A 19,951-nucleotide genomic window follows, 5' to 3' on the forward strand; every position below is an offset into this window, starting at 1 on the left:
ATGGCTGTGAGCATCACCCCTGAACAAATGGACGCCGCCGGCGAGGCCTTGTATGACGTGCTGCGTTTCGAGCAGCCGGCCGACGCCGTGCTGTCCGCCTACTTCCGCGAGAACCGCAAGCTGCAGTCGCGCGACCGCGCCTTCGTGGCGGAGAGCGTCTATGGCGTGCTGCGCCACCTGCGCCGGGTACGCGCCGCACTGGGCGAGGCGGTGGGTGCGCGCAAACTGATCCTGGCCTGGCTGATGCGTTTCGAGGGCTATTCGTTGCGCCAGTTGGAGCCCTTGATGTCGGGCGGCGAGCGCGAGTGGCTGGCCGGCGTGAAGGGCTTGGCGGCGACGCGCGAAGAGAGCCTGGCCGAGCGCTGCGACATGCCGGACTGGCTGGCCGAGCGCCTGGTCGCACAGCGCGGCGAAGAAGCCACGCTGAAGCTGGCCGACGCGCTGAACCGGCCCGCGCCCTTCGACATCCGCGTCAATCCGCTCAAGGCCGAACGCGATGCTGTGCTGGCCAGATTCAAGGAAGAGGGCATTGCGGCCGAGGCGACGCCGTACTCGCCGCTGGGCATCCGCCTGGACGGCCGCGTGTCTTTGCAGCGTCATCCCTTGTTCAGCGACGGCAGCGTCGAGGTGCAGGACGAGGGTTCGCAACTGCTGGGTTTCCTGGTCGCCCCCAAGCGCGGCGAGATGGTCACCGACTTCTGCGCCGGCGCTGGCGGAAAAACGCTGTTGCTGGGCGGCCTGATGCGCTCCACCGGCCGCCTGTATGCCTTCGATGTGTCGGAACGCCGTCTGGCCCGCATGAAGCCGCGCGTGGCCCGCTCCGGCCTGCAGAACGTGCAGACCAGCGCCATCGCGCATGAGAACGACCAGCGCATCAAGCGCCTGGCCGGCAAGATGGACCGCGTGCTGGTCGATGCGCCCTGCAGCGGCTTCGGCACACTGCGCCGCAACCCCGACCTCAAGTGGCGGCAGGATGAATCGGCCATCGCCGAACTGGTGGTCAAGCAGGCCGCCATTCTCGAAGCTGCTGCGCGCCTGGTGAAGAAAGGCGGTCGCCTGGTGTATGCCACCTGCTCGCTGCTGGCCGAGGAGAACGACGCCATCGTTGACGCTTTCCTCGCGGCGCATCCCGAGTTCGTCGAGCTGCCGGCCAGCGAGGCGCTGGCGGCGCAGAAGATTGCGCTGGATACCGGCAAGCGCCTGCACCTGGACCCGGCCACCCACGGCACCGACGGCTTCTTCGCCGCCGTGTTCACGCGGTCATAGGAGCGAAGCGGCATGGAAGCCATGTGGCACGATCTGCTGGACCTGATGGAACAGGTGTCGGCGCGCCGCCAGTTGATGGCGATTGCCGTCGTACTCGTCGCCGCGTGGCTGGCTGCCGCCTGGTTGCAACGGCGAACCGCGGGTGATGATGCCTTCCAGAAGCAGGGCGCGCGGCGCCTGGCCTTCCCTTTGATCGGCATCGGCCTGCTGGCGGTATGCCGCTTCGTGGCACATCGCCAGGGCTGGCCTTCTCAACTGCTGGGCTTGGGCATGCAGTTGCTGTTCGCGATGGCGGGCATCCGCATGGCGGTGTTCGCCTTGCGCCGGGTGTTCTCTCCCTCCGGCTGGCTGGCCAGTTTCGAGAAGACCCTGGCTGCCCTGATCTGGCTTGCGGTGGCCCTGGATATCGTGGGCTTGCTGCCCGAGGTCATCGCCTGGCTCGACAGTTTCGCCATGCCCATCGGCAAGACCAAGGTCACGCTGTGGCAGGTCGCGCAGGGCGTGGTGACGATCCTGGCCACGGTGATCCTGGCCCTGTGGCTGGGCGGTATCGCCGAGAATCGCCTGCATGGCGCGAATACCCTGGACGCCAACCTCAAGGTGGTGTTCTCCCGCCTCCTCAAGGCGGTGCTGGTGTTCGTGGCCATCCTGGTCGGCATGTCGCTGGCCGGGCTGGACATCACCACGCTGTCGGTCTTCGGCGGCGCGCTGGGTGTGGGTCTGGGCTTCGGCATGCAGAAGATCGCGGCCAACTATGTGTCCGGCTTCATCATCCTGCTCGATCGTTCGATCCGCCTCGGCAACATCATCCAGCTCAACGCCGAGCAGCGCGGCGAGGTGACCCAGATCACCACGCGCTACACGGTGGTGCGTTCGCTCAGCGGCATCCATTACATCGTGCCCAACGAAACCCTGGTCGGCACCGTGGTCCAGAACGATACCTTCGCCACCACGCGCACGCGCGTCGCGATGCGCGTGCAGGTGAGCTACCAGAGCGACGTGGAACATGCCTTGTACCTGCTGCTGCAGATCGCCGGCGGCCAGGAACGCGTGCTGCAGGACCCGGCGCCGTCGGCCCATCTGCTGTCATTCGATGACAGCGGGATCACGCTGGAGCTGGGCGTGTGGATCGACGATCCCTTGAACGGCACCGGCCAGCTCCGCTCCGACATCAACCGCGAGATCTGGCGCCGCTTCAAGGAAGAGGGTCTGGAAATCCCCTTCCCGCAGCGCGAGGTGCGCATCGTCGGTGGTCTGCCCGACGGGGTCAGCGCCGAAACGGCCGTCGTAGCCGCGTCGGCCGCCGCAGCTTCCTGACACAGGCGCCAGCAGCAACGAAAAGGCGGCCATAGAGGCCGCCTGATGCACTGCTCGGTGCCGCGCGGCGAAGCCGGCGACGCCGGAATCAGCTCTCGGTCTGGTAGTAGTAAGCCTTCTGCGGCACGGCGGCCGACTTCACTTCCTGCTGGCGGGACACTTCCTGCGGCTTGTCCCACCACAGGGCGCGCCCGGCGCGTTGCTCCTCGCGTTGCTCTGGATGCTTGTCCATCCACTCGCGCATGAACTTGGTGTGGTCCGATTCGTACAGGGCCATGTCGGTTTCTCCGTGGGTTTCAATGAATTCGTGGCGGCGGACGAGGGCTCAGGTGCCCGACTTGCGTTCGCTGGTGGGTTTTTCGCTGGGTTTCTCGCTGCGCACGCGGCCGATCCGGATCACATCCGGAATGCGTCGCACGCCGCGCATGATGCGCGCCAGGTGCAGGCGGTTCTGTACTTGCAGCGTGAAGTTGATCGTGGTGTGCTCGTTGCGTTCCGACTCCATGGTCACGTTCTGGATGTTGGAGTCCTGATCGGCGATGGCGGCCGCCACGCGCGCCAGCACGCCGCGTCGATGCTGGGCCAGCACGCGGATGGTGACGTCGAACAGGCGCTCGGTGCCGAGTTCCCATTCCACGTCGACCCAGCGGTCGCGGTCGGCCGAGCGGTTGCGCGTCAGCACCGGACAGTCGTTGACGTGTACTTCCAGGCCATGGCCCTTGCGGATCATGCCCACGATGGGATCGCCGGGGATTGGGCGGCAGCAGCGCGCCATCTGCACGGCCATGCCTTCGCCGCCGTGGATGAGGATCGGGCTGGTGTTGCGCGGGCGATTGGGGTCCAGCTCTCCGCTGGCCGCCTCGTGACCTTCCTGCAGCTCGGCCAGGCGCTTGGCCACGACGGCCGCCAGGCGCTTGCCGAGGCCGATCTCGGTCAGCGCCTCGTGGCGTGTCTTGACGCCGGAATCCTTGAGATAACGGTCCCACACCGCGGTGCCGATGTCGGAAAGCACGTGGCCGTGCGGGCGCAGGGCCTGGATCAGCAGGCGCTCGCCCAGCGAGGTGGCCTCGGCCTGCTGCGCCGTCTTGAGGAAATGACGGATTTCGGCGCGTGCCTTGCCGGTGCGCGCATACGACAGCCAGGCCGGGTTCGGGTTGGCGTGGCCGGCGGTCACGATCTCGACCTGGTCGCCGTTCTTCAGCTCGGTGCGCAGCGGCAGCAGTTCGCCGTTGATGCGACAGGCCACGCAGCGGTTGCCGACGTCGGTGTGCACCGCGTAGGCGAAATCAACGGCGGTGGCGCCGCGCGGCAGGTTGAAGATCTTGCCCTTGGGCGAAAACACGAAGACGTCGCCCGGGAAGAGGTCGATCTTCACGTGCTCCAGGAACTCGCTCGAATCGCCCGAGGTGGTCTGCAGCTCCAGCAGCGATTGCAGCCAGTTGTGCGTCTTGCGCTGCAGGTCCGACAGTGACTCGGAGTCGTCCTTGTACAGCCAGTGCGAGGCCACGCCGCTCTCGGCCACGGCGTGCATTTCCAGGGTGCGGATCTGCACCTCCACCGGCATGCCCAGCGGGCCGATCACGGTGGTGTGGATCGACTGGTAGCCATTGGCCTTGGGGATCGCGATGTAGTCCTTGAACTTGCCCGGCACCGGCTTGTACAGCTCGTGCAGCGCACCCAGGGCGAGGTAGCAGCTCGCCACATCCTTGACCAGCACGCGGAAGCCGTAGATGTCCAGCACCTGCGAGAAGGACAGGCGCTTCTCCATCATCTTGCTGTAGATGCCAAACAGGTGCTTTTCACGGCCATACACCTCGGCATCCACGCCCCAGGCCGGCAGGCGTTCCTGCACGCTGTTCATCAGACGCGCCACCAGTTCGCGGCGGTCGCCCCGCGCTTCCTTCAGTGCCTTGGCCAGCACGCGGTAGCGGTAGGGGTGTGAATGCTTGAACGACAGTTCCTGCAGCTCGCGGTACAGCGTGTTCAGGCCCAGGCGGTTGGCGATCGGGGCGTAGATCTCCAGCGTCTCGCGGGCGATGCGGCGGCGCTTGTCGGGGCGCACCACGTCCAGCGTGCGCATGTTGTGCAGGCGGTCGGCCAGCTTGATCAGGATGACGCGCACATCACGCGCCATGGCCAGGAACATCTTGCGATAGTTCTCGGCCTGAGCCTGTTCGTAGGACTGGAATTCGATGCGGTCCAGCTTGGAGACGCCATCGACGAGGTCGGCCGCAATGCGACCGAACTGACCCGTGATGTCGTCCTTGGTGATCTCGCTGTCCTCCATCACGTCGTGGAGGAGGCCGGCGATCAGGGCCTGCGGGTCGAGATGCCACTGGGCCAGGATTTCGGCCACGGCCAGCGGATGGGAAACGTAGGGGTCGCCGCTGATGCGGAACTGCCCGGCGTGCGCCTTGAGCGCCAGCGCGAAGGCCTGCTCCACGCGTTCGACATCGTCCTGCTTCAGGTAGCGGCCGGCCTGCGCGCGCAGGCGTGAGAACTCGATGGCGTCGGCCGGGCTCAAAAGGTGGTGCGAGACGGCCTCACCGGCGCCCTTGGTGGCGCCGTCATCCGGCTCAAGACTGGCCGGCCCCATGGGGGGCGGGCCGGACTCGACAGGCGGCAGGAGGGACGCAGGCGGCGGAGAAGGCTCCATGGCGGGCTTCCTGTGCTGCATCCCTTGTGCGGTCTTGGCGGCCTCAGGCCTGCCCGCGGTTGAGGATTTCCAGGCCGACCTTGCCGGCAGCGATCTCCTTCAGCGCGACCACGGTGGGCTTGTCACGCTCGGTCTCGACCTGCGGCGTGCTGCCATTGGTGATCTGGCGAGCGCGGTAGGTGGCGGCCAGGGTCAGCTGGAAACGGTTGGGGATTCTTTTCAGGCAATCGTCGATCGTGATACGGGCCATGGTGGGCTCCAGGAAAAGTCGGGATGGCGGTCAGGCATCAGGAAGGAATACTTCCGGGTGCCGGACACGGGCAATGCGGGTTTTCAGGCGGGCCGCGCGGACGACCGCGACGAGGTCCGCCTGGGCTTCCGGCAAGTCGTTGTTAATTATAACGTAATCGAACTGGTTCACCTGCCTCATCTCGTCCTCGGCTGCCGCCAGGCGGCGCGCGATGACTTCTTCGCTGTCCTTACCCCGCCCGCGTAGGCGCGATTCCAGCTCGGCGAATGATGGTGGCATGATGAAGATGCCGACGGCGTCGGGGAACAGGCCCCGTACTTGCTGCGCGCCCTGCCAGTCGATCTCCAGCAGCACGTCCTTCCCGGCGGCGAGCTGGGCCTCGATCCAGGGCTTCGATGTGGCGTAATAGTTGCCATGAACCTCGGCCCATTCCAGGAATTCGTTCGCCTCGCGCATGGCCAGGAAGCGCGGGATGTCCACGAAGTGGTAGGCCACGCCTTCCTGCTCGCCCTCGCGCGGTGCGCGCGTCGTGTAGGAAATCGACAGGCGCACGCCACGGTCGCGCTCCAGCAGGCCGCGCACCAGCGTGGTCTTGCCGGCGCCCGAGGGGGCCGAGACGATGTAGAGGATGCCGCTCATGTCCTTGCTTACTCCAGGTTCTGCACTTGCTCGCGCATCTGCTCGATGTAGACCTTCAGGTCTACGGCAATGTTCGTGAGTTCCGTAGAGACCGACTTGGAGGCCAGGGTGTTGCCTTCGCGATTCAGCTCCTGCATCAGGAAGTCCAGGCGCTTGCCCACTGCGCCGCCCGCCTTGAGCACGCGCTCCACCTCGTCCAGGTGGGCGTTCAGGCGGGTCAGCTCCTCGGCCACGTCGACGCGCTGGGCGAACAGCGTGACCTCCTGGCGGATGCGGTCTTCGTCCAGGGTGGCCACGGCCTCACGCAGGCGGGTGGTGAGCTTTTCCCGATATTCGGCTACCGCGGCGGGGACGAGAGGGGTCGCCCGGGCAACCCGCTCGCGCATAATCGCCACTCGGTCGCGCAGCATGGCCACCAGCTTCTCGCCTTCGCGGGCGCGGCTGGCGCGGAGCTCCTCGACGGCCTCGCGCGCGAGTTCCAGCACCGTGGCGGTGAGGGTCTCGGACTCCAGGCGGTCTTCGCTGAGCACGCCGGGCCAGCGCAGGATCTCGCCAACGTTCATCGGCTTGGCCTCGGGGAACAGGGCGCTGACGCGCGCTTGCGCTTCGCGCAACTGACCCAGGGCCGTGTCGTTGAGGCGCAGCTCGGCGGTCTGCTCGGCGTTGGCCTGCAGGTTCATGCGGCATTCGATCTTGCCGCGCGTGATGCTGCTGGAGATCTGGTCGCGCACGATGGGCTCGGCAAAGCGCAGCTCTTCGATGATGCGGAAGGCGAGGTCGAGATAACGCGAATTGATGCTGCGCAGCTCCAGTTGCATCAGCGCACGGCCGATATTACGGGAGACGACTGCATAGCCTGTCATGCTGTAGACCATAGGAATTTCCAGGGTAATGGCGCTCGCAGGACGAGCGCAGAGAGTCAGAACAAAGATGAGACGCCGCCTGAATCCAGGCACGACAACCGGGAGTAGTGCCCGCCTTTCAGGGGCGACGACGATCGTGAATGGCCGACGCATCGCCCGCGGCCTGAGCCGTAGCGAGGCGGTGCCGATGGCGCGGCCGGCTTTTCTGAGACGGTTTCTTTACAGTTCGCGCCCCAAAGCCGACAATGCGCCCGCCAGCCGGATATTAACGCCCAGACAGATGCCGTCTCAAGCCAACAGTCCCCTGCCACCCGGCTTCCAGCTGGAGCAGTATCGTATCGAGCAGCAATTGAGCCTGGGCGGTTTTTCCATCGTCTACCTCGCCACTGACAGTGATGGCACGCCGGTGGCGATCAAGGAATACCTGCCCAATTCGCTCGCCCTGCGCAAATCCGGCGAGATCGAGCCGCAGATCACCGAGGAGCACCAGGCCGCTTTCCGCTACGGCATGAAGTGCTTCTTCGAGGAAGGCCGCTCGCTGGCCAAGCTGATGCATCCGAACGTGGTGCGCGTGCTGAATTTCTTCCGCGCCAACGGCACCGTGTACATGGTCATGCAGTTCGAGCGTGGTCGCACGCTGCAGGACTTCATCCACCGCAATAAGGGGCACATCAAGGAGCGCTTCATCCGCGGTGTGTTCACCCGCATGCTCAATGGATTGCGCGAGGTGCATGCGCACAAGCTGCTGCACCTGGACATCAAGCCCTCCAACATCTATCTGCGCAACGACGGCACGCCGGTGCTGCTGGACTTCGGCGCGGCGCGCCAGACCCTGGCGGCCGATACGCCGATGCTCAAGCCCATGTACACGCCTGGTTTCGCCCCGCCCGAGCAGTTCAACGAGCGCGAGAATCTTGGCCCGTGGAGCGACATCTACAGCACCGGGGCGGCCATGTACGCCTGTCTCGCCGGTTGCGCGCCGCAGCGCTCGGACGAACGCATCAAGAAAGACTCCATCGAGTGGGCCACCAAGCGCTGGAACGGTCAATACTCGAACCACCTGCTGGAAACCATCGACTGGTGCCTGCAGATCAACCCGCTGGATCGTCCGCAGAGCGTGTATGCCTTGCAGAAGGCCTTGTTGACGCGCTCCCGGCACGTCGTTCCAAAGCAACCGACGACCATTCTCGGTCGGATCAGCTACCGGTTGCGTGAGCTGATGGGCAAGCGATGAAATTCACCATTTTCCAAGAGAGCCGGCCGGGAAGCCGGCCGACCAACCAGGACCGCGTGGCCTACAGCTATTCGCGCGAGTCCTTGCTGATGGTGCTGGCCGACGGCATGGGCGGCCACCTGCACGGTGAGATCGCGGCGCAGATCGCGGTGCAGTACCTGGTCGAAGCCTTCCAGCGCAGTGCCACGCCGCAGTTGAAGGACGAGATGATGTTCCTGTCGCGTTCGCTGTCGAACGCGCACAACGCCATCCTCGACTACTCCTTCGACAAGGGCCTGCCAGAGCCGCCGCGTACCACCATCGTGGCCTGCATCGTGCAGAACAGCGTAGCCTTCTGGGCGCATGCGGGGGATTCCCGCTTGAACCTGATCCGGCGTGGCCGCAGCATCGCGCAGACGCGTGACCACTCGCGCCTGCAACTGATGATCGACCAGGGGCTGATCACCGAGGAAGAGGCGGCGCACCATCCGGCGCGCAACCGCATCTTCAGTTGCCTGGGCGGTACGCATTCACCTCAGATCGAGTTCTCCTCGCCGGTGCCCTTGTTCGTCAACGACCTGATCGTGATGTGCTCTGACGGCGTGTGGGGCAATCTCGAGAATGACGAGATGGCCGAGCGCCTGGGCGACGCCGACGTGGTGGCCGCGTCGCCGCGCCTGATGGACCGCGCGGAGGCGCGTGGCGGGCTCACCTGCGACAATCTGTCGATGCTGGCCATGCGCTGGCATGACGATTACGCCGAGGAAACGCCCTCGACCATCTCTACCGCGACCATGCCTTTCGATGGCAACACGACGCAGATGGAGGGCTTCCGCAGCCGCGCCCCTGGCGAGGGGGGCAGCGCCTTGTCGGATGCCGACATCGAGCAGGCGATCAACGAGATCAACTCGGCGATCAAAAAGTACTCCCGCTTCGACCCCGGTCGATAAGGCATAGGCCTACTGCGCGGATCAATTTTGAGACTGCGATGCTCGCCGTACTTCGTGTACGGCTGCGCTTCTCCTCTCAAACTTGAACCGCTCGCGACGGCCTCTGCCGCATCGACCTGTTCCATTTTGAGTTTCCCTCGCTACAGGTAATTTCCCATGAGTATCCGTCCCTCCGGTCGCGCCCCCGATCAACTGCGCGAGGTGCGCATCACGCGCAACTTCACGCGCCATGCCGAGGGTTCGGTGCTGGTGGAGTTTGGTGATACGCGCGTGCTGTGCACCGCCAGCGTGGAAGAGAGTGTGCCGCCCTTCCTGCGCGGCAGGGGGCAGGGCTGGGTGACAGCCGAGTACGGCATGCTGCCGCGTTCGACGCATACGCGCATGGCGCGTGAGGCGGCCAAGGGCAAGCAGACCGGGCGTACCCAGGAGATCCAGCGCCTGATCGGTCGCAGCCTGCGCTCGGTGGTCGATCTGACCGCGCTGGGTGAACGCCAGATCACGATCGACTGCGATGTGCTGCAGGCCGATGGCGGCACGCGCACGGCCTCGATCACGGGGGCCTGCGTGGCGCTGCACGATGCCATCGGCAAGCTGATCGCGGCCGGTACGCTGAGCGCCTCGCCGCTGCGGGACTGGGTGGCGGCGATCTCGGTGGGCGTCTACCAAGGTCAGCCGGTGCTGGACCTGGACTACCCCGAGGATTCGGATTGCGAGACCGACATGAACGTGGTCATGACCGGCGCCGGGGGGTTCGTCGAGGTGCAGGGGACGGCCGAGGGCGCGCCGTTCTCGCGGCAGGAGCTGGATGCGCTGCTGGGGCTGGCGGAGCAGGGGATTGGCCAGTTGATCGCCTTGCAGAAGGCGGCGGTGGGCGCCTGATCTGCATGAATCTCCTCTCCCGCCCGTGGGCGAGGGGAGTCACAAGGGCGTAGGGCGGAAGCCCGCAGGGCGTTCCGCCGGTCGCCGCCAGGCGACTTCTCGGTCGGCCCGATCGCTGCCTGGCGGCACGCATATCATCGAAGGCACATGGCGGAACCTCCTGCGGAGTTCCGCCCTACACCGTCGCCCACATGCGCATGAGGTTGTGATAGCAACTGGTCAGGCGCACGGCGGTGTCGGTTTCGCCCTGCTCCTGGCGCAAGGCCAGGATGGACATGTCCAGTTCGTACAGCAGGGTGCGCTGCTGCGGGTCGCGCACCATGCTCTCCAGCCACGAGAAGCAGGCCAGGCGCGCGCCGCGCGTGACTGGCTCGACGCGGTGCACGACGTAGGAGGGGTAGAGCACCAGATCGCCGGCCGGCAGTTTGACCGCGCGACCACCGAAGCCGTCCTCCATGATCAGTTCGCCGCCGTCATATTCCTCCGGTTCCGCCAGGAACAGGGTGAAGGACATGTCGGTGCGCACATGCTGGGCGCTGGCGGGATGGGTGCGGATCGCGTTGTCGACATGGTTGCCGAAGGAGTTGGTCGCGCCGCTGTAGTTGTTGAACAGCGGCGGGTAGATGCGGCGCGGCAGCGCGGCGGTGAAGAACAGTGCGTTGCGCGACAGCGCCTCCAGCACGATGCCGCGCAGGGCCTGCGCCTGCGGGCTCTCTTCCGGGAGTTGCCTGTTGTTCTTGGCCACCGCTGCTTGGGTGCCTGCAGTGATGCGGCCATCCGCCCAGTCGGCCTCGGCCAGCAGTTGCCGGCAGCGGGCGAGGGTGGCGGCGTCGAGAACGTTCGGAATGTGCAGGATCATGGTGTTTCCTTCGCTGGGTGGCGGTGGCTGGCCTGGCGGATTCAGGGGCGCTTGCTGTTGCTAGCGCCTGCAGATGATGCCGGAGTCATGCCCGCCGTCTGCATGGCGCGAATCAAGTCCGCGGTGAGTTGAGCCGTGGTTTCGGGACGACCGTCTTCCTGACGGGCGCGGTAAGTCCAGCGACCGTTTGAGCGGCCCGGGGCCCGCAAGGTGTATTCGACCGTGTAGCTCAGCAGTTCGCCGGAGCTGCGCGCGCTCGCATTCTTGACGCTGATGCTCATCAGGTGACTGGCTCCTGAGGCGGTGAAGGCCTGCTGCAGGCTGCCCAGGCTGTCATTGTCGGCGTCCGGTAGGGCCGCCGCTGCGGTGGCATAACCCTGAGCGCGGAGCTGGCGTTCGCTGACCAGGGCCAGCTCCTGGGCCTGGCGGCGCAAAGGGTCGTAGCCATCGGCCTGCGCATGGAGGATGAACAGCTTGTCTATCGACCCCAGCGCTGGGCCTTGCTGTTGGCTTTCTACCTTGAAGTTCGGGGTAACGGGCGCGGTGGTACAGGCCGTGAGCAACAGGCCGAACGTCAGCAACGAGGCGAAACGAGTAGGCATGGCATGTCTCCGAAAGGCAAGAAAAAGCGCAGATGCCTTGCGGCACCTGCGCTGACGGAGGGAGTTGAACGGTCAAGACCGATCAGAACTTGTACTCCCCGGTCACGATCACGGCACGGCGCGTGCCCGGCACGGCGAAGCCACCGTTGTCGTACAGCGCGTCGTAGTAGACCTTGTCGAACACGTTGCGCAGGTTCACCCGGATCGCGTAGCTCAACTGCTCGTAGGCCACCATCAGGTCCCAGCGTTGGTAGGCCGGTGCGGTGTTCGGGTTGAAGTTGCCATTGGCATCGAACAGGCTGTTCGCGTTGGCGGTCGAGGGCTGGTAGACGTAGCGCTTGCCCTTAGCCTCGACGCCGCCGCCGACCTTCCAGTGCGGGGCCACGCGATAGGTGGTCCACAGGTTGAAGGTGTAGTCCGGCGTGTTGCGCGGGGTCTGGCCTTGGAGGCGCGGGTCGGCCTTGGTCACGGTGCCGTTGGCGTTGTAGTTCTCCGCCACTTCCTGGATTTCCGCGTCCATCAGCGACAGGCCGGAGAAGATCTGCCAGGCGGGCGTGATGCTGCCGGTGACTTCGAACTCGACGCCACGCGTGCGGCGCTTCTTGGTCAGGATGGAGGCGGTGGACTCCAGGTCGGTGTTGCGTTCCCATTCCTTGGTGGTGGAGTACAGCGCGGTGGTGAAGGACAGATCGCCGCCCATGAACAGCCACTTGCCGCCCACTTCAACGGTGTTGGAGCGCTCGGGCGGTTGCGCCTGCACGGTCAGTTGGTAGAGGTCGGCCGTCGGGCTGAAGGAGTCCGAGTAGCTCACGTAGTAATGCTGCGCCTCAGTGGGCTTCCAGGACAGGCCGCCGCGGTAGCTGTTCTCGCCGTACTCGAGGCTGGGTGCGGTGGCGCTGGAGTAGAGCGCCTTCATCTTGTCGCGCCGGCCGCCCAGGGTCAGCGTCCAGTCGCGCACGAACTCGATGGAGTCCTGGGCGTAGAAGGCGTAGCTGTTGGCGTGGAAGGTCGTCGAGTTGTTGGCACGCACGGCGGGCGTGTAGTAGGGCGCGCTGGCGGTACCCAGGTTCTGCAGGCCGGAGCGGTCGTTCTCTTCATGGAAGTACTCGATGCCGGTGATCAGCTCATGCTTCATGCCCAGCAGTTCCAGCTTGTTGTTGTAGTCCGACTGCAGCGCAGTCGTCTGGTACTCCATGTAGCGGTTCTGGTTGCCGCCGGTGGCGCCGGTGGCGCTGGGCGCCAGGGTGGCGCTGGGCGTCTTGGCCCAGTACACGCGGTCGTACTTGCCGGCGCGCACCGAGGTACGCAACTGGCTCACCGGGCTGAAGCGGTGGATGTGGGTGCCGGTGGTGACGGCCGTTTCGCTGTCGTCGAAGTTGTTGTGCAGGCCCCAGAAGTACTCGGGCGGGAAGTTGGTGTTGACGCGGTGGGTGCTGTTGTCGAAGGACACGCCGTAGTCCGGGATGTCCATGGTCTTGGTGACGACGTGGTTGAACTGGAATTCGTCGCGCTCGCCGATGCCGGTGGCGGCGGCCAGAGCCAGGCCGTTGCGGTGGATTTCCGGGTTGGCGCCGTTGGCCGGGTTCTCGCGCCAACTGCTTTCGTCGCGGTTGAAGACGTTGAGGCGGATGCCTGAGGATTCGCCCAGGGCCTTGTTGAAGTCGCCGGTGACCTCGCGGTACTGGTCGGTGCCCACGCTGGCGGTGACCTTGTTGCTGTCGACGCGCATCGGTTGCTTGCTCACCTGGTTGATCACGCCGCCGGCCTGGCCGCGGCCAAACAGCATGGCGGCGGAACCGCGCAGCACATCGACCTGTTCCAGGTTGAAGGTTTCACGGTTGTACTGCGCGGTGTCGCGCATGCCATCCAGGTAGAGGTCGCCGAAGGAATAGAAGCCGCGCAACATCATGTTGTCACCCGAACGGCCGCCTTCTGCCGCGTTGAAGGTGAGGCCGGAGACGTTGCGCAGTGCCTCCTTCAGCGAACCGACCTGTTGCTCTTCCATCAACTGGTTGGTGAGCGTGGTGATCGCCTGCGGGATGTCATGCGGGTCCTGCAGGGTCTTGCCGACGCGCGTGCTGGTGGCGCGGTAGCCGTCCTGCGGGGCCTCCTTGGTGGCGGTGGCCGTCGCGGTCGGCAGGGTCGATTCCGCCTTGGGGGTGGCGGGGGCTGTCTGGGCCATCGACAGGCCGGAGAAGATCATGGCACCCAGCGGCAGCAGGGTGCGGGAGGCGCTGGGGCTCAGCGCCAGGGCGATGGGTTTTTTCGTCAGCATGGTGCTCTCTCTAAGGGCATGCACACTGGCTGGCGACGGCTGGCTGGTGCGGATTTTGGTGAATCGTGGGCGGCGGGGGCGTCGCCCGGGTGTTCTTTACTTGGTCAGGATCAGTTTGCCGAGCGCGGTGCGCCGCAGGCGGTAGAGCTGGCCTTCGTGCTCGATCTCCACCTCGTCGTGCTCACCCAGCAGGCTGCGGCTGGCGATGCGCGGTGGCGCAGTCGGTGCGGTGACCTGGGGCGGGGGGACGGCGGGTGAGCTGGGGTCCTGCGGGCACATGATTCGTTCTCAGGGCGTATCCGGTTGCGACACGAAGCCGATCTTGCTCAAGCCCGCCTTGGAGGCGTCGCCCAGGGTCTGAGCGACGAACTTGTAAGGGGCGTTCTCGTCGGCACGCAGGTGAATCTCCGGCTGTACGGTCTTCTGCCCTTCCGCCTGGAAGCGCGCCTGCACGGTGGCGCGGTCGACCACCTCGCCGTTCCAGTACAGGGTGCCGCCGGCGTCGATGGCGAACTCGATCTTCTCCGGCTGCAACTGGTTGACCTCCGAACTGACCTTGGGGAGATCCAGCTTGACCGCGTGGGTCAGCAGCGGGGCGGTGACGATGAAGATCACCAGCAGTACCAGCATCACGTCGATCAGCGGGACCATGTTGATCTCCGCCATCGGTGCGCTGCTCGTCTTGTTGTTGAAGCTTCCGAAGGCCATGGCGGGCTCCTCAGCCTTGCACGGCGCGCGGCGCCAGGCTGGTCACATTGGCGGGGGAGACTTCGCCGCGGGCCAGGGGCTGCCCCAGCGAGAGGAAGGTGAAGAGTTCGTAGGCGAAGGCATCCAGCTTGGACAACAGTACGCGGTTGCTGCGGGTCAGCCAGTTGTAGCCCATCACCGCCGGGATGGCGACGGCCAGGCCGATGCCGGTCATGATCAGCGCCTCGCCGACCGGGCCGGCAACCTTGTCCAGCGTGCCGGCGCCGCTCATGCCGATGGCGATCAGCGCGTGATAGACGCCCCACACGGTGCCGAACAGACCCACGAAGGGCGCCGTGGCGCCGATGGTGGCCAGCATGGTCAGGCCGTTCTCGACGCGCGAGGTCTCTTCATCCAGCACCTTGCGCATGGTGCGGGTGATGAAGTCCTGCGGGCTGCCGGCCTCCTCCAGCTTGGCTGCGCCGTAGCGGGCGTGGTGGCGACGCGCGTGCAGCGCATGCGAGGCGAGGTGGGAGAAGGGGCAGTGCGCGCCGTGGGTGCTGATCTCGTGTTCCACCGCCTCCAGCGAGCTGGCGTTCCAGAAGGTGTGGAGGAAGGCGTCCGAGCGGCGCTTGCGCAGGAACAGGGTGACGCCCTTCATCACGATCAGGGTCCACGAGATCGCCGACATCAGCACCAGGATCACCAGCAGGCCCTTGCCAATGGCATCGCTCTGCGCGATGAAGTGGGCAAAACCCATGCCTTGCGTGGCGGCACCCGCCGCAATTGCTCCAGCTTCGTTCATGACTGCGTTCCTTTACTCAAGTTTGAATTCGACGGGGTAGATGGCCCAGGCCGGCACGGCACGACCACCTTCCATATAGGGGTTCAGTTCGGCGCGTTCCACGGCGCGCACGGCGGCGCGATCGAGACGCTCGAAACCGCTGGATTGCTGGACAAAGGCCTGCGCCACCTTGCCTTGGGTGTCAACCAGGACGCGCACCAGCACACGGCCTTGCTCACCCAGCTTGATCGACAGGCGTGGCCATTCCGGCTTGGCCGGTACGCGCAGGCCCAGTTCCGAGATCGACACGGTGCGCGGCTGCGGCGCAGGGGGGGCGGGCGTCGCGGCAGGCGTCGGCGGCGCGGTCGACTCCACCGCCGGGGCGGGGGTCGGATCGGGCGCGACCACCATGGTGGCAGGCGTCGGCTGGGGAGTGGGCGCGGCGGCGATGACCGGCGCGGGCTTGGGCGGCTGCTTGGGTTGCGGTTTTGGTGGCGTGGGGCGGGGTGGCTCCACGGTCGGCTGCGGCGGCGCGACCCAACTGACCTGCACCACATGCTCGGGCTGCAGGACCGGGTGGATCACCATCTTCCACATGGCCCAGCCGGCCAGCAGATGGAGCGCGACGACCACTCCCACCGCCGCAAGCCGGTGCGTGGCGGGCAAGCTGCCGTCTTGAGAGGCGTAGCTGGGGCGATGAGTGAGCGCACTGGACATGCTGGGACCCGGGGGAGGTGTTATGTTCTTGTTACGAATTATTCGCATTTACTAACTCAAGGTCAACACCATTGATCTGTTCCGGGCAAAAATACTGCGGTGCGGCATCCTGCGCCCGGTCCGCATAGCCGGCCGGGCGTGCATCGCGTGCGCCCGACAGTGGCAAGGCGGCAGCGAAGACGAACCTTGTTGACTGCCCGCCCGTTCATGTCTGTTTATCGACCGCCTGGCGATATTGCTCCTCCATGTAGGCTCTGGTTCAGAAGCAAATGTGTCGAATACCGCTAATTCCCCGATTAGCCATCTTGACCCTTCTGCTGCGCCGCCAAAGAATCCGGCCTGCCGTTGCGTTCGAGCCTACCCAGCCCGAGCGCGACGAAATAAATAACACCAAAACAACCCACAGAAGAGAACCCCGACAATGCGAATCCGAACGCGCTTCAACATCGTCCTGACCACCGTGTTTGCGCTGGGCTTTGCCGCCTGCGCGCTGGTGGCGCACTACGTGCTGGTCGATAACGCCAAAGAGGACGTGCGGCGCAACGCCAACCTGCTGATGGAAACCGCGATGTCGGTGCGCGCCTACACGGTGGAGCAGATCAAGCCGCGCCTCGATCCGATGCTGGAGCAGGAGTTCCTGCCCCAGACCGTGCCCGCCTTCGCTGCGATCGAGACCTTCGACCGCCTGCGTACCAAGTATCCCGAATTCTCCTACCGCGAGGCGACCCTGAACCCGACCAACCCGCGCGACCGTGCGGTGGCCTGGGAGCAGGAGATCGTGGAGCGCTTCCGCAGTGGCGCGGTCAGTGGCGACGTGGTCGGCGAGCGCCTCGGGGAGCGTGGCCCGACGCTCTACATCGCGCGGCCGATCCGTATCACCAATCCGCAATGCCTGGCCTGCCATACCTCGCCGCAGGCCGCGCCGGCCTCGCTGGTGGCCAAATATGGCACCGAAGGGGGCTTTGGCTGGAGCCTCGACGAAGTGGTCGGTGCGCAGATCATCTCGGTGCCGATGAGCCTGCCGGTGCATAACGCGCAGCGCGCTTTCTACGCCTTCCTGGCGGTGCTGGGCGGGCTCTTCGTGATTCTCTTCCTGCTCATCAACCTGATGCTCTCGCGCCTGATTGTGAAGCCCATCGAGCGGGTGTGCGAACTGAGCGACATGGTCAGCCGTGGCCACCTGGACCTGCCTGAGTTCGAGGAGCAGGGCGCGGCCGAGATCGCCCGCCTGCATGCCTCCTTCAACCGCATGCGGCGCAGTATCGAGAAAGCCATGCGCGTCCTGCACGCACAGCAGGCGACCGGTAAGCGCGATTGAGCCGGCGGACGCAGGTTTCGGAGAGCTCGATGGCAAACCCCAACATGCAACAACCCATCCTGGCGACCGTCGTGGCCGTGGAGCTGGCGCCGCAGGGTGCCGTGCACCCCCTGGCGGCCCGCGTGGACGCCCTGGCCCATCTGCTGGTTTCTTCCGTCGCGCAAAGCAGTGGCGTGCAGCGCCAGTCGCGCGCCGATGCCGCCGACGGCCTGACCCTGGTGCTGCCGCCCAATGCCCCGGTGGGCAGCGTGCTGCGCCGTGCCGCCGCCAGTGCGCGCCTGTTCGAGGGCAAGCATGGGGACGAGCGGGTCCGCATGCTGGTTCATCATGGCGTGGTCTTCTCCGCCCAGGAGGGAAAAAGTGAGCGCTACGTGGGCTCGGCGATCCGCTCGGCCCACAGCATCCTGCGTCGCCTGGTGCTGGAGCGGGGGGCGGTGGCGACCCCGGAGTTCGCGCAGTACGCACGCGACTGGCCGGATTCGCCCTTGCACTTCATGCCGCTGGACGGCGCCGCCGCCGTCGAGGGCCTGCTGCAACTGCGCATCGACGAACCGTCCGCGGACGAGCCGGGCCGGGCGGGCCGCCAGTTGGACAAGGACGACGGCGAGTTGCAGCGCTTCCTGGTCCACCGCCTGGCCGAGGACGTGGGGCCTTTCGCCAGCGTGCTGGTGGAGAACGCCCGGCGCAGTGCCAGCAATGTCGAATCCCTGCTGGCCGAGCTGGCCCCGGAAATCGACGACCTGGCCGCACGCCAGCGCTTCGTGACGGCGGCCCAGGCCTACGTCGACTCGCGCCGCGCCTGATGGCGCTCCGCCACGCGTGGCGGGGGCTGGCGGCGCTCGACGAACAGGCTGTTGCCACTGATCCGCTTGGCCTGTTTCTTGGCTTCGGCCGCGGCGGCCGAAATCTCGTGGTGCGAGCCGAAGCCGCCGGGTTCGACCGGCAGCGCGCCGATGGACAGCGTGGGCAGCGGGTGGAACACGCTGCGGCCGAGACGGTCCTCGGTGTGGATGCCGCCTCTGATGCGATCCTCTTCGGCGAAGAAGCCCTGCGCACGTTCGCTGAAGGCGGCGAGCACCTGCTCGCAGCGCGCCTGCCAGTCGCGGCTCTGGAACAGCACCAGGAAGTCGTCGCCGCCGATATGGCCCACGAAGTCGTGGCGCACGTCGCTGCATTCGGTGAGCAACTGGGCCACGAGCTGGATCAGGTCGTCGCCGCGACGGTAGCCGTAGACGTCGTTGAAGGGCTTGAAGCAGTCGAGGTCCGCGTAGCAGGCGACGAAACCGGAGTCGCTCTCCAGCAGGCGCTCGATGTGCTCGTTGATCGGCACGTTGCCGGGTAGTTGCGTCAGCGGATTGGCATAGCGCGCAGCACGGATCTGCATGTCGGTGATCAGTGCCACCATGTCGCTGATGCTGCCTACGCCGAGGTAGCGCCCCTCCTCGGTGATGATGAAGCTCTCCGGAATGCCGGCCTGTGCGGCGCTGGTGACCAGGCGCGACAGTTCCTGGATTGGCATGCTCTCGTCGATGATCAGCGGCGAGGCGTCCATCAACTGGGTGCAGGGCTTGCGACCATAGATCTCGCGCCGGTAGGGGCGGGCGAAACGGTCGATCAGGTTGGCGCGCATGATGATGCCGCGCGGTACTCCCGCGTTGTCCACGACCGGGATGGCCTGCAGCGTGGGGTCTGCCTCGAAGCGGGTGAACACCGCGTCATTGGGCATCTGGGGCGGCGCCGCGACGACGCTGCGCAGCAGCGCGCGGGCCGTCACGTTGCCGGAGGGCGCGGCGGTGAAGCCGGGGAAGACCGCGATGCGGGTGGCGGCCAGCGCCCCCAGCACAGCCTCGCTCACCTGCAGGGCGGGCTCTGGCTGCGGACGGGCGATGAAGTAACCCTGGACGAAGGGGATGCCGATGTCACGCAGGGTGCGGAAGTCCTCGGGCTGCTCCACGCCTTCGGCAATCAGGCAGGCACCACAGGTCTCGGCCATGCCGTGCATCGCGCGCACCAACTGGAACTTGAGCGGGTCCTGCGCGACGCCGTGGATGAAGTGGCGGTCGATCTTCACGAAGTCCGGATGGATCTCGGTCCACATGCGCAGGTTGGACATGCCCTGCCCGAGGTCGTCGATGGCGATGCGATAGCCGAGGTTGCGGAAATGCGCCAGGGCGTCGCGGAAGCGGTCGAAGTCGGCGATGCGCTGGTTCTCGGTGATCTCGATGACGATGCGGCTGGGCGTGATGTTGAGCGCGCGCATCAGCGACAGGGTGGCACCGTTCTGGAACGCGGGGTCGTACAGGCTGCCCGGCGTGGCGTTGAGGAACAGGGTGCCGGGCAGGCGCAGGCGGGCGAACTCCTCGAAGATGCGGGTGCGGCAGGCGTGGTCCAGCGCATTGGCGCAGCCAAGGCGCTCGGCCGCGGCGAACATCTCGGCCGGGCCGCCGAACAGACTCGTGTCGCGCGGCCGGGTCAGCGCCTCGTAGCCGAGGTAATGACGCGTCGACAGCCCGAGGATGGGCTGGAACACCACGTCCAGCAGACGCTGCTCGATGATGCGATGGAGGCTGCTGGCCGCGGCAGAATGCGGCTCGTGCGGAGGGGCGTCCATCGAGGGCGGGAAAGCGAGGGGATACATGTGTTACATCCGGATGAAGCTGCGCCCACTGTAGGCAG

General features: G+C 66.0%; 20 protein-coding genes. 7 read left to right on the plus strand and 13 right to left on the minus strand.

The window, feature by feature from the left end; all coding sequences use genetic code 11:
• Window positions 1-1,266, plus strand: coding sequence for an RsmB/NOP family class I SAM-dependent RNA methyltransferase (locus NMB43_RS06340; RefSeq protein ID WP_494351307.1), 1,266 nt, complete (start codon window positions 1-3; stop codon window positions 1,264-1,266).
• A gap of 12 nt (window positions 1,267-1,278) precedes the next feature.
• Window positions 1,279-2,583, plus strand: coding sequence for a mechanosensitive ion channel family protein (locus NMB43_RS06345; RefSeq protein WP_494351308.1), 1,305 nt, complete (start codon window positions 1,279-1,281; stop codon window positions 2,581-2,583).
• Between the two features lie 88 nt (window positions 2,584-2,671).
• On the opposite strand, the gene NMB43_RS06350 is transcribed toward NMB43_RS06345, so the two are convergent.
• Genes NMB43_RS06350 through NMB43_RS06370 form a run of 5 tightly spaced genes read right to left on the minus strand, consistent with a single transcriptional unit; the run spans window position 2,672 to window position 7,003 of the window.
• Window positions 2,672-2,860, minus strand: a complete 189-nt coding sequence (locus NMB43_RS06350; protein WP_494351309.1) for a DUF3460 family protein — start codon at window positions 2,858-2,860, stop codon at window positions 2,672-2,674.
• A gap of 48 nt (window positions 2,861-2,908) precedes the next feature.
• Window positions 2,909-5,239 (minus strand): RelA/SpoT family protein, encoded by a 2,331-nt coding sequence (locus NMB43_RS06355; protein WP_494351310.1) that lies wholly within the window; start codon window positions 5,237-5,239, stop codon window positions 2,909-2,911.
• Between the two features lie 43 nt (window positions 5,240-5,282).
• The gene (gene rpoZ, locus NMB43_RS06360) at window positions 5,283-5,489 is read right to left on the minus strand and encodes a DNA-directed RNA polymerase subunit omega (RefSeq protein ID WP_494351311.1); all 207 of its coding nucleotides are present in this window, start codon (window positions 5,487-5,489) and stop codon (window positions 5,283-5,285) included.
• 30 nt (window positions 5,490-5,519) lie between these two features.
• A complete protein-coding gene (gmk, locus tag NMB43_RS06365; RefSeq protein ID WP_494351312.1) occupies window positions 5,520-6,128 on the minus strand; it encodes a guanylate kinase in 609 nt (202 codons plus the stop codon).
• Window positions 6,129-6,136: 8 nt separating this feature from the next.
• A complete protein-coding gene (locus NMB43_RS06370) occupies window positions 6,137-7,003 on the minus strand; it encodes a YicC/YloC family endoribonuclease (RefSeq protein WP_494351313.1) in 867 nt (288 codons plus the stop codon).
• Between the two features lie 268 nt (window positions 7,004-7,271).
• Between NMB43_RS06370 and NMB43_RS06375 the strand changes: the two genes are divergently transcribed.
• The 3 genes from NMB43_RS06375 to rph all read left to right on the plus strand — a co-directional run bounded on the left by NMB43_RS06375 (window position 7,272) and on the right by rph (window position 10,033).
• Window positions 7,272-8,225: a serine/threonine protein kinase gene (locus tag NMB43_RS06375; RefSeq protein ID WP_494351314.1), complete on the plus strand. Its 954-nt coding sequence runs from the start codon at window positions 7,272-7,274 to the stop codon at window positions 8,223-8,225.
• Window positions 8,222-9,154, plus strand: a complete 933-nt coding sequence (locus NMB43_RS06380) for a PP2C family protein-serine/threonine phosphatase (RefSeq protein WP_494351315.1) — start codon at window positions 8,222-8,224, stop codon at window positions 9,152-9,154. The genes NMB43_RS06375 and NMB43_RS06380 overlap by 4 nt, the downstream gene beginning before the upstream one ends.
• Before the next feature lie 162 nt (window positions 9,155-9,316).
• Complete coding sequence (gene rph / locus NMB43_RS06385; RefSeq protein ID WP_494352123.1) at window positions 9,317-10,033, plus strand: ribonuclease PH; 717 nt, start codon at window positions 9,317-9,319, stop codon at window positions 10,031-10,033.
• A gap of 175 nt (window positions 10,034-10,208) precedes the next feature.
• Here the strand turns inward: rph and NMB43_RS06390 are convergent, their stop codons facing one another.
• The 7 genes from NMB43_RS06390 to NMB43_RS06420 all read right to left on the minus strand — a co-directional run bounded on the left by NMB43_RS06390 (window position 10,209) and on the right by NMB43_RS06420 (window position 15,957).
• Window positions 10,209-10,892, minus strand: a complete 684-nt coding sequence (locus tag NMB43_RS06390; protein WP_494351316.1) for a Fe2+-dependent dioxygenase — start codon at window positions 10,890-10,892, stop codon at window positions 10,209-10,211.
• A 41-nt stretch (window positions 10,893-10,933) separates the two neighbouring features.
• A complete protein-coding gene (locus tag NMB43_RS06395) occupies window positions 10,934-11,494 on the minus strand; it encodes a hypothetical protein (protein WP_494351317.1) in 561 nt (186 codons plus the stop codon).
• Between the two features lie 82 nt (window positions 11,495-11,576).
• Entirely contained in the window at window positions 11,577-13,769 is a 2,193-nt protein-coding gene (locus NMB43_RS06400; RefSeq protein ID WP_494351318.1) for a TonB-dependent receptor, read from the minus strand.
• Between the two features lie 96 nt (window positions 13,770-13,865).
• The gene (gene hemP / locus NMB43_RS06405; protein WP_494351319.1) at window positions 13,866-14,048 is read right to left on the minus strand and encodes a hemin uptake protein HemP; all 183 of its coding nucleotides are present in this window, start codon (window positions 14,046-14,048) and stop codon (window positions 13,866-13,868) included.
• Window positions 14,049-14,057: 9 nt separating this feature from the next.
• Window positions 14,058-14,477 (minus strand): ExbD/TolR family protein, encoded by a 420-nt coding sequence (locus tag NMB43_RS06410; protein ID WP_494351320.1) that lies wholly within the window; start codon window positions 14,475-14,477, stop codon window positions 14,058-14,060.
• A gap of 10 nt (window positions 14,478-14,487) precedes the next feature.
• A complete protein-coding gene (locus tag NMB43_RS06415) occupies window positions 14,488-15,261 on the minus strand; it encodes a MotA/TolQ/ExbB proton channel family protein (RefSeq protein ID WP_494351321.1) in 774 nt (257 codons plus the stop codon).
• A gap of 12 nt (window positions 15,262-15,273) precedes the next feature.
• Complete coding sequence (locus NMB43_RS06420; RefSeq protein WP_494351322.1) at window positions 15,274-15,957, minus strand: energy transducer TonB; 684 nt, start codon at window positions 15,955-15,957, stop codon at window positions 15,274-15,276.
• A gap of 421 nt (window positions 15,958-16,378) precedes the next feature.
• On the opposite strand from NMB43_RS06420, the gene NMB43_RS06425 reads away from it, so the two are divergent.
• Both NMB43_RS06425 and NMB43_RS06430 read left to right on the plus strand, forming a co-directional pair.
• Window positions 16,379-17,275: a Tll0287-like domain-containing protein gene (locus NMB43_RS06425; RefSeq protein ID WP_494351323.1), complete on the plus strand. Its 897-nt coding sequence runs from the start codon at window positions 16,379-16,381 to the stop codon at window positions 17,273-17,275.
• A gap of 29 nt (window positions 17,276-17,304) precedes the next feature.
• Window positions 17,305-18,078, plus strand: a complete 774-nt coding sequence (locus tag NMB43_RS06430) for a DUF8082 domain-containing protein (protein ID WP_494351324.1) — start codon at window positions 17,305-17,307, stop codon at window positions 18,076-18,078.
• Here NMB43_RS06430 and NMB43_RS06435 read toward each other — a convergent pair.
• Window positions 18,054-19,913 (minus strand): GGDEF domain-containing protein, encoded by a 1,860-nt coding sequence (locus NMB43_RS06435; protein ID WP_494351325.1) that lies wholly within the window; start codon window positions 19,911-19,913, stop codon window positions 18,054-18,056. The genes NMB43_RS06430 and NMB43_RS06435 overlap by 25 nt on opposite strands.
• Between the last annotated feature and the right edge of the window lie 38 nt (window positions 19,914-19,951).

The sequence above is a fragment of the Uliginosibacterium sangjuense genome (genome assembly GCF_059132465.1).

What these genes read in the sequence shown, in the direction of transcription:
- NMB43_RS06340 (WP_494351307.1), top strand. Translation starts at nt 1, where the DNA reads ATGGCTGTGAGCATCACCCCTGAACAAATGGACGCCGCCGGCGAGGCC.
- NMB43_RS06345 (WP_494351308.1), top strand. Translation starts at nt 1,279, where the DNA reads ATGGAAGCCATGTGGCACGATCTGCTGGACCTGATGGAACAGGTGTCG.
- NMB43_RS06350 (WP_494351309.1), bottom strand. Translation starts at nt 2,860, where the DNA reads ATGGCCCTGTACGAATCGGACCACACCAAGTTCATGCGCGAGTGGATG.
- NMB43_RS06355 (WP_494351310.1), bottom strand. Translation starts at nt 5,239, where the DNA reads ATGGAGCCTTCTCCGCCGCCTGCGTCCCTCCTGCCGCCTGTCGAGTCC.
- rpoZ (WP_494351311.1), bottom strand. Translation starts at nt 5,489, where the DNA reads ATGGCCCGTATCACGATCGACGATTGCCTGAAAAGAATCCCCAACCGT.
- gmk (WP_494351312.1), bottom strand. Translation starts at nt 6,128, where the DNA reads ATGAGCGGCATCCTCTACATCGTCTCGGCCCCCTCGGGCGCCGGCAAG.
- NMB43_RS06370 (WP_494351313.1), bottom strand. Translation starts at nt 7,003, where the DNA reads ATGGTCTACAGCATGACAGGCTATGCAGTCGTCTCCCGTAATATCGGC.
- NMB43_RS06375 (WP_494351314.1), top strand. Translation starts at nt 7,272, where the DNA reads ATGCCGTCTCAAGCCAACAGTCCCCTGCCACCCGGCTTCCAGCTGGAG.
- NMB43_RS06380 (WP_494351315.1), top strand. Translation starts at nt 8,222, where the DNA reads ATGAAATTCACCATTTTCCAAGAGAGCCGGCCGGGAAGCCGGCCGACC.
- NMB43_RS06390 (WP_494351316.1), bottom strand. Translation starts at nt 10,892, where the DNA reads ATGATCCTGCACATTCCGAACGTTCTCGACGCCGCCACCCTCGCCCGC.
- NMB43_RS06395 (WP_494351317.1), bottom strand. Translation starts at nt 11,494, where the DNA reads ATGCCTACTCGTTTCGCCTCGTTGCTGACGTTCGGCCTGTTGCTCACG.
- NMB43_RS06400 (WP_494351318.1), bottom strand. Translation starts at nt 13,769, where the DNA reads ATGCTGACGAAAAAACCCATCGCCCTGGCGCTGAGCCCCAGCGCCTCC.
- hemP (WP_494351319.1), bottom strand. Translation starts at nt 14,048, where the DNA reads ATGTGCCCGCAGGACCCCAGCTCACCCGCCGTCCCCCCGCCCCAGGTC.
- NMB43_RS06410 (WP_494351320.1), bottom strand. Translation starts at nt 14,477, where the DNA reads ATGGCCTTCGGAAGCTTCAACAACAAGACGAGCAGCGCACCGATGGCG.
- NMB43_RS06415 (WP_494351321.1), bottom strand. Translation starts at nt 15,261, where the DNA reads ATGAACGAAGCTGGAGCAATTGCGGCGGGTGCCGCCACGCAAGGCATG.
- NMB43_RS06420 (WP_494351322.1), bottom strand. Translation starts at nt 15,957, where the DNA reads ATGTCCAGTGCGCTCACTCATCGCCCCAGCTACGCCTCTCAAGACGGC.
- NMB43_RS06425 (WP_494351323.1), top strand. Translation starts at nt 16,379, where the DNA reads ATGCGAATCCGAACGCGCTTCAACATCGTCCTGACCACCGTGTTTGCG.
- NMB43_RS06430 (WP_494351324.1), top strand. Translation starts at nt 17,305, where the DNA reads ATGGCAAACCCCAACATGCAACAACCCATCCTGGCGACCGTCGTGGCC.
- NMB43_RS06435 (WP_494351325.1), bottom strand. Translation starts at nt 19,913, where the DNA reads ATGTATCCCCTCGCTTTCCCGCCCTCGATGGACGCCCCTCCGCACGAG.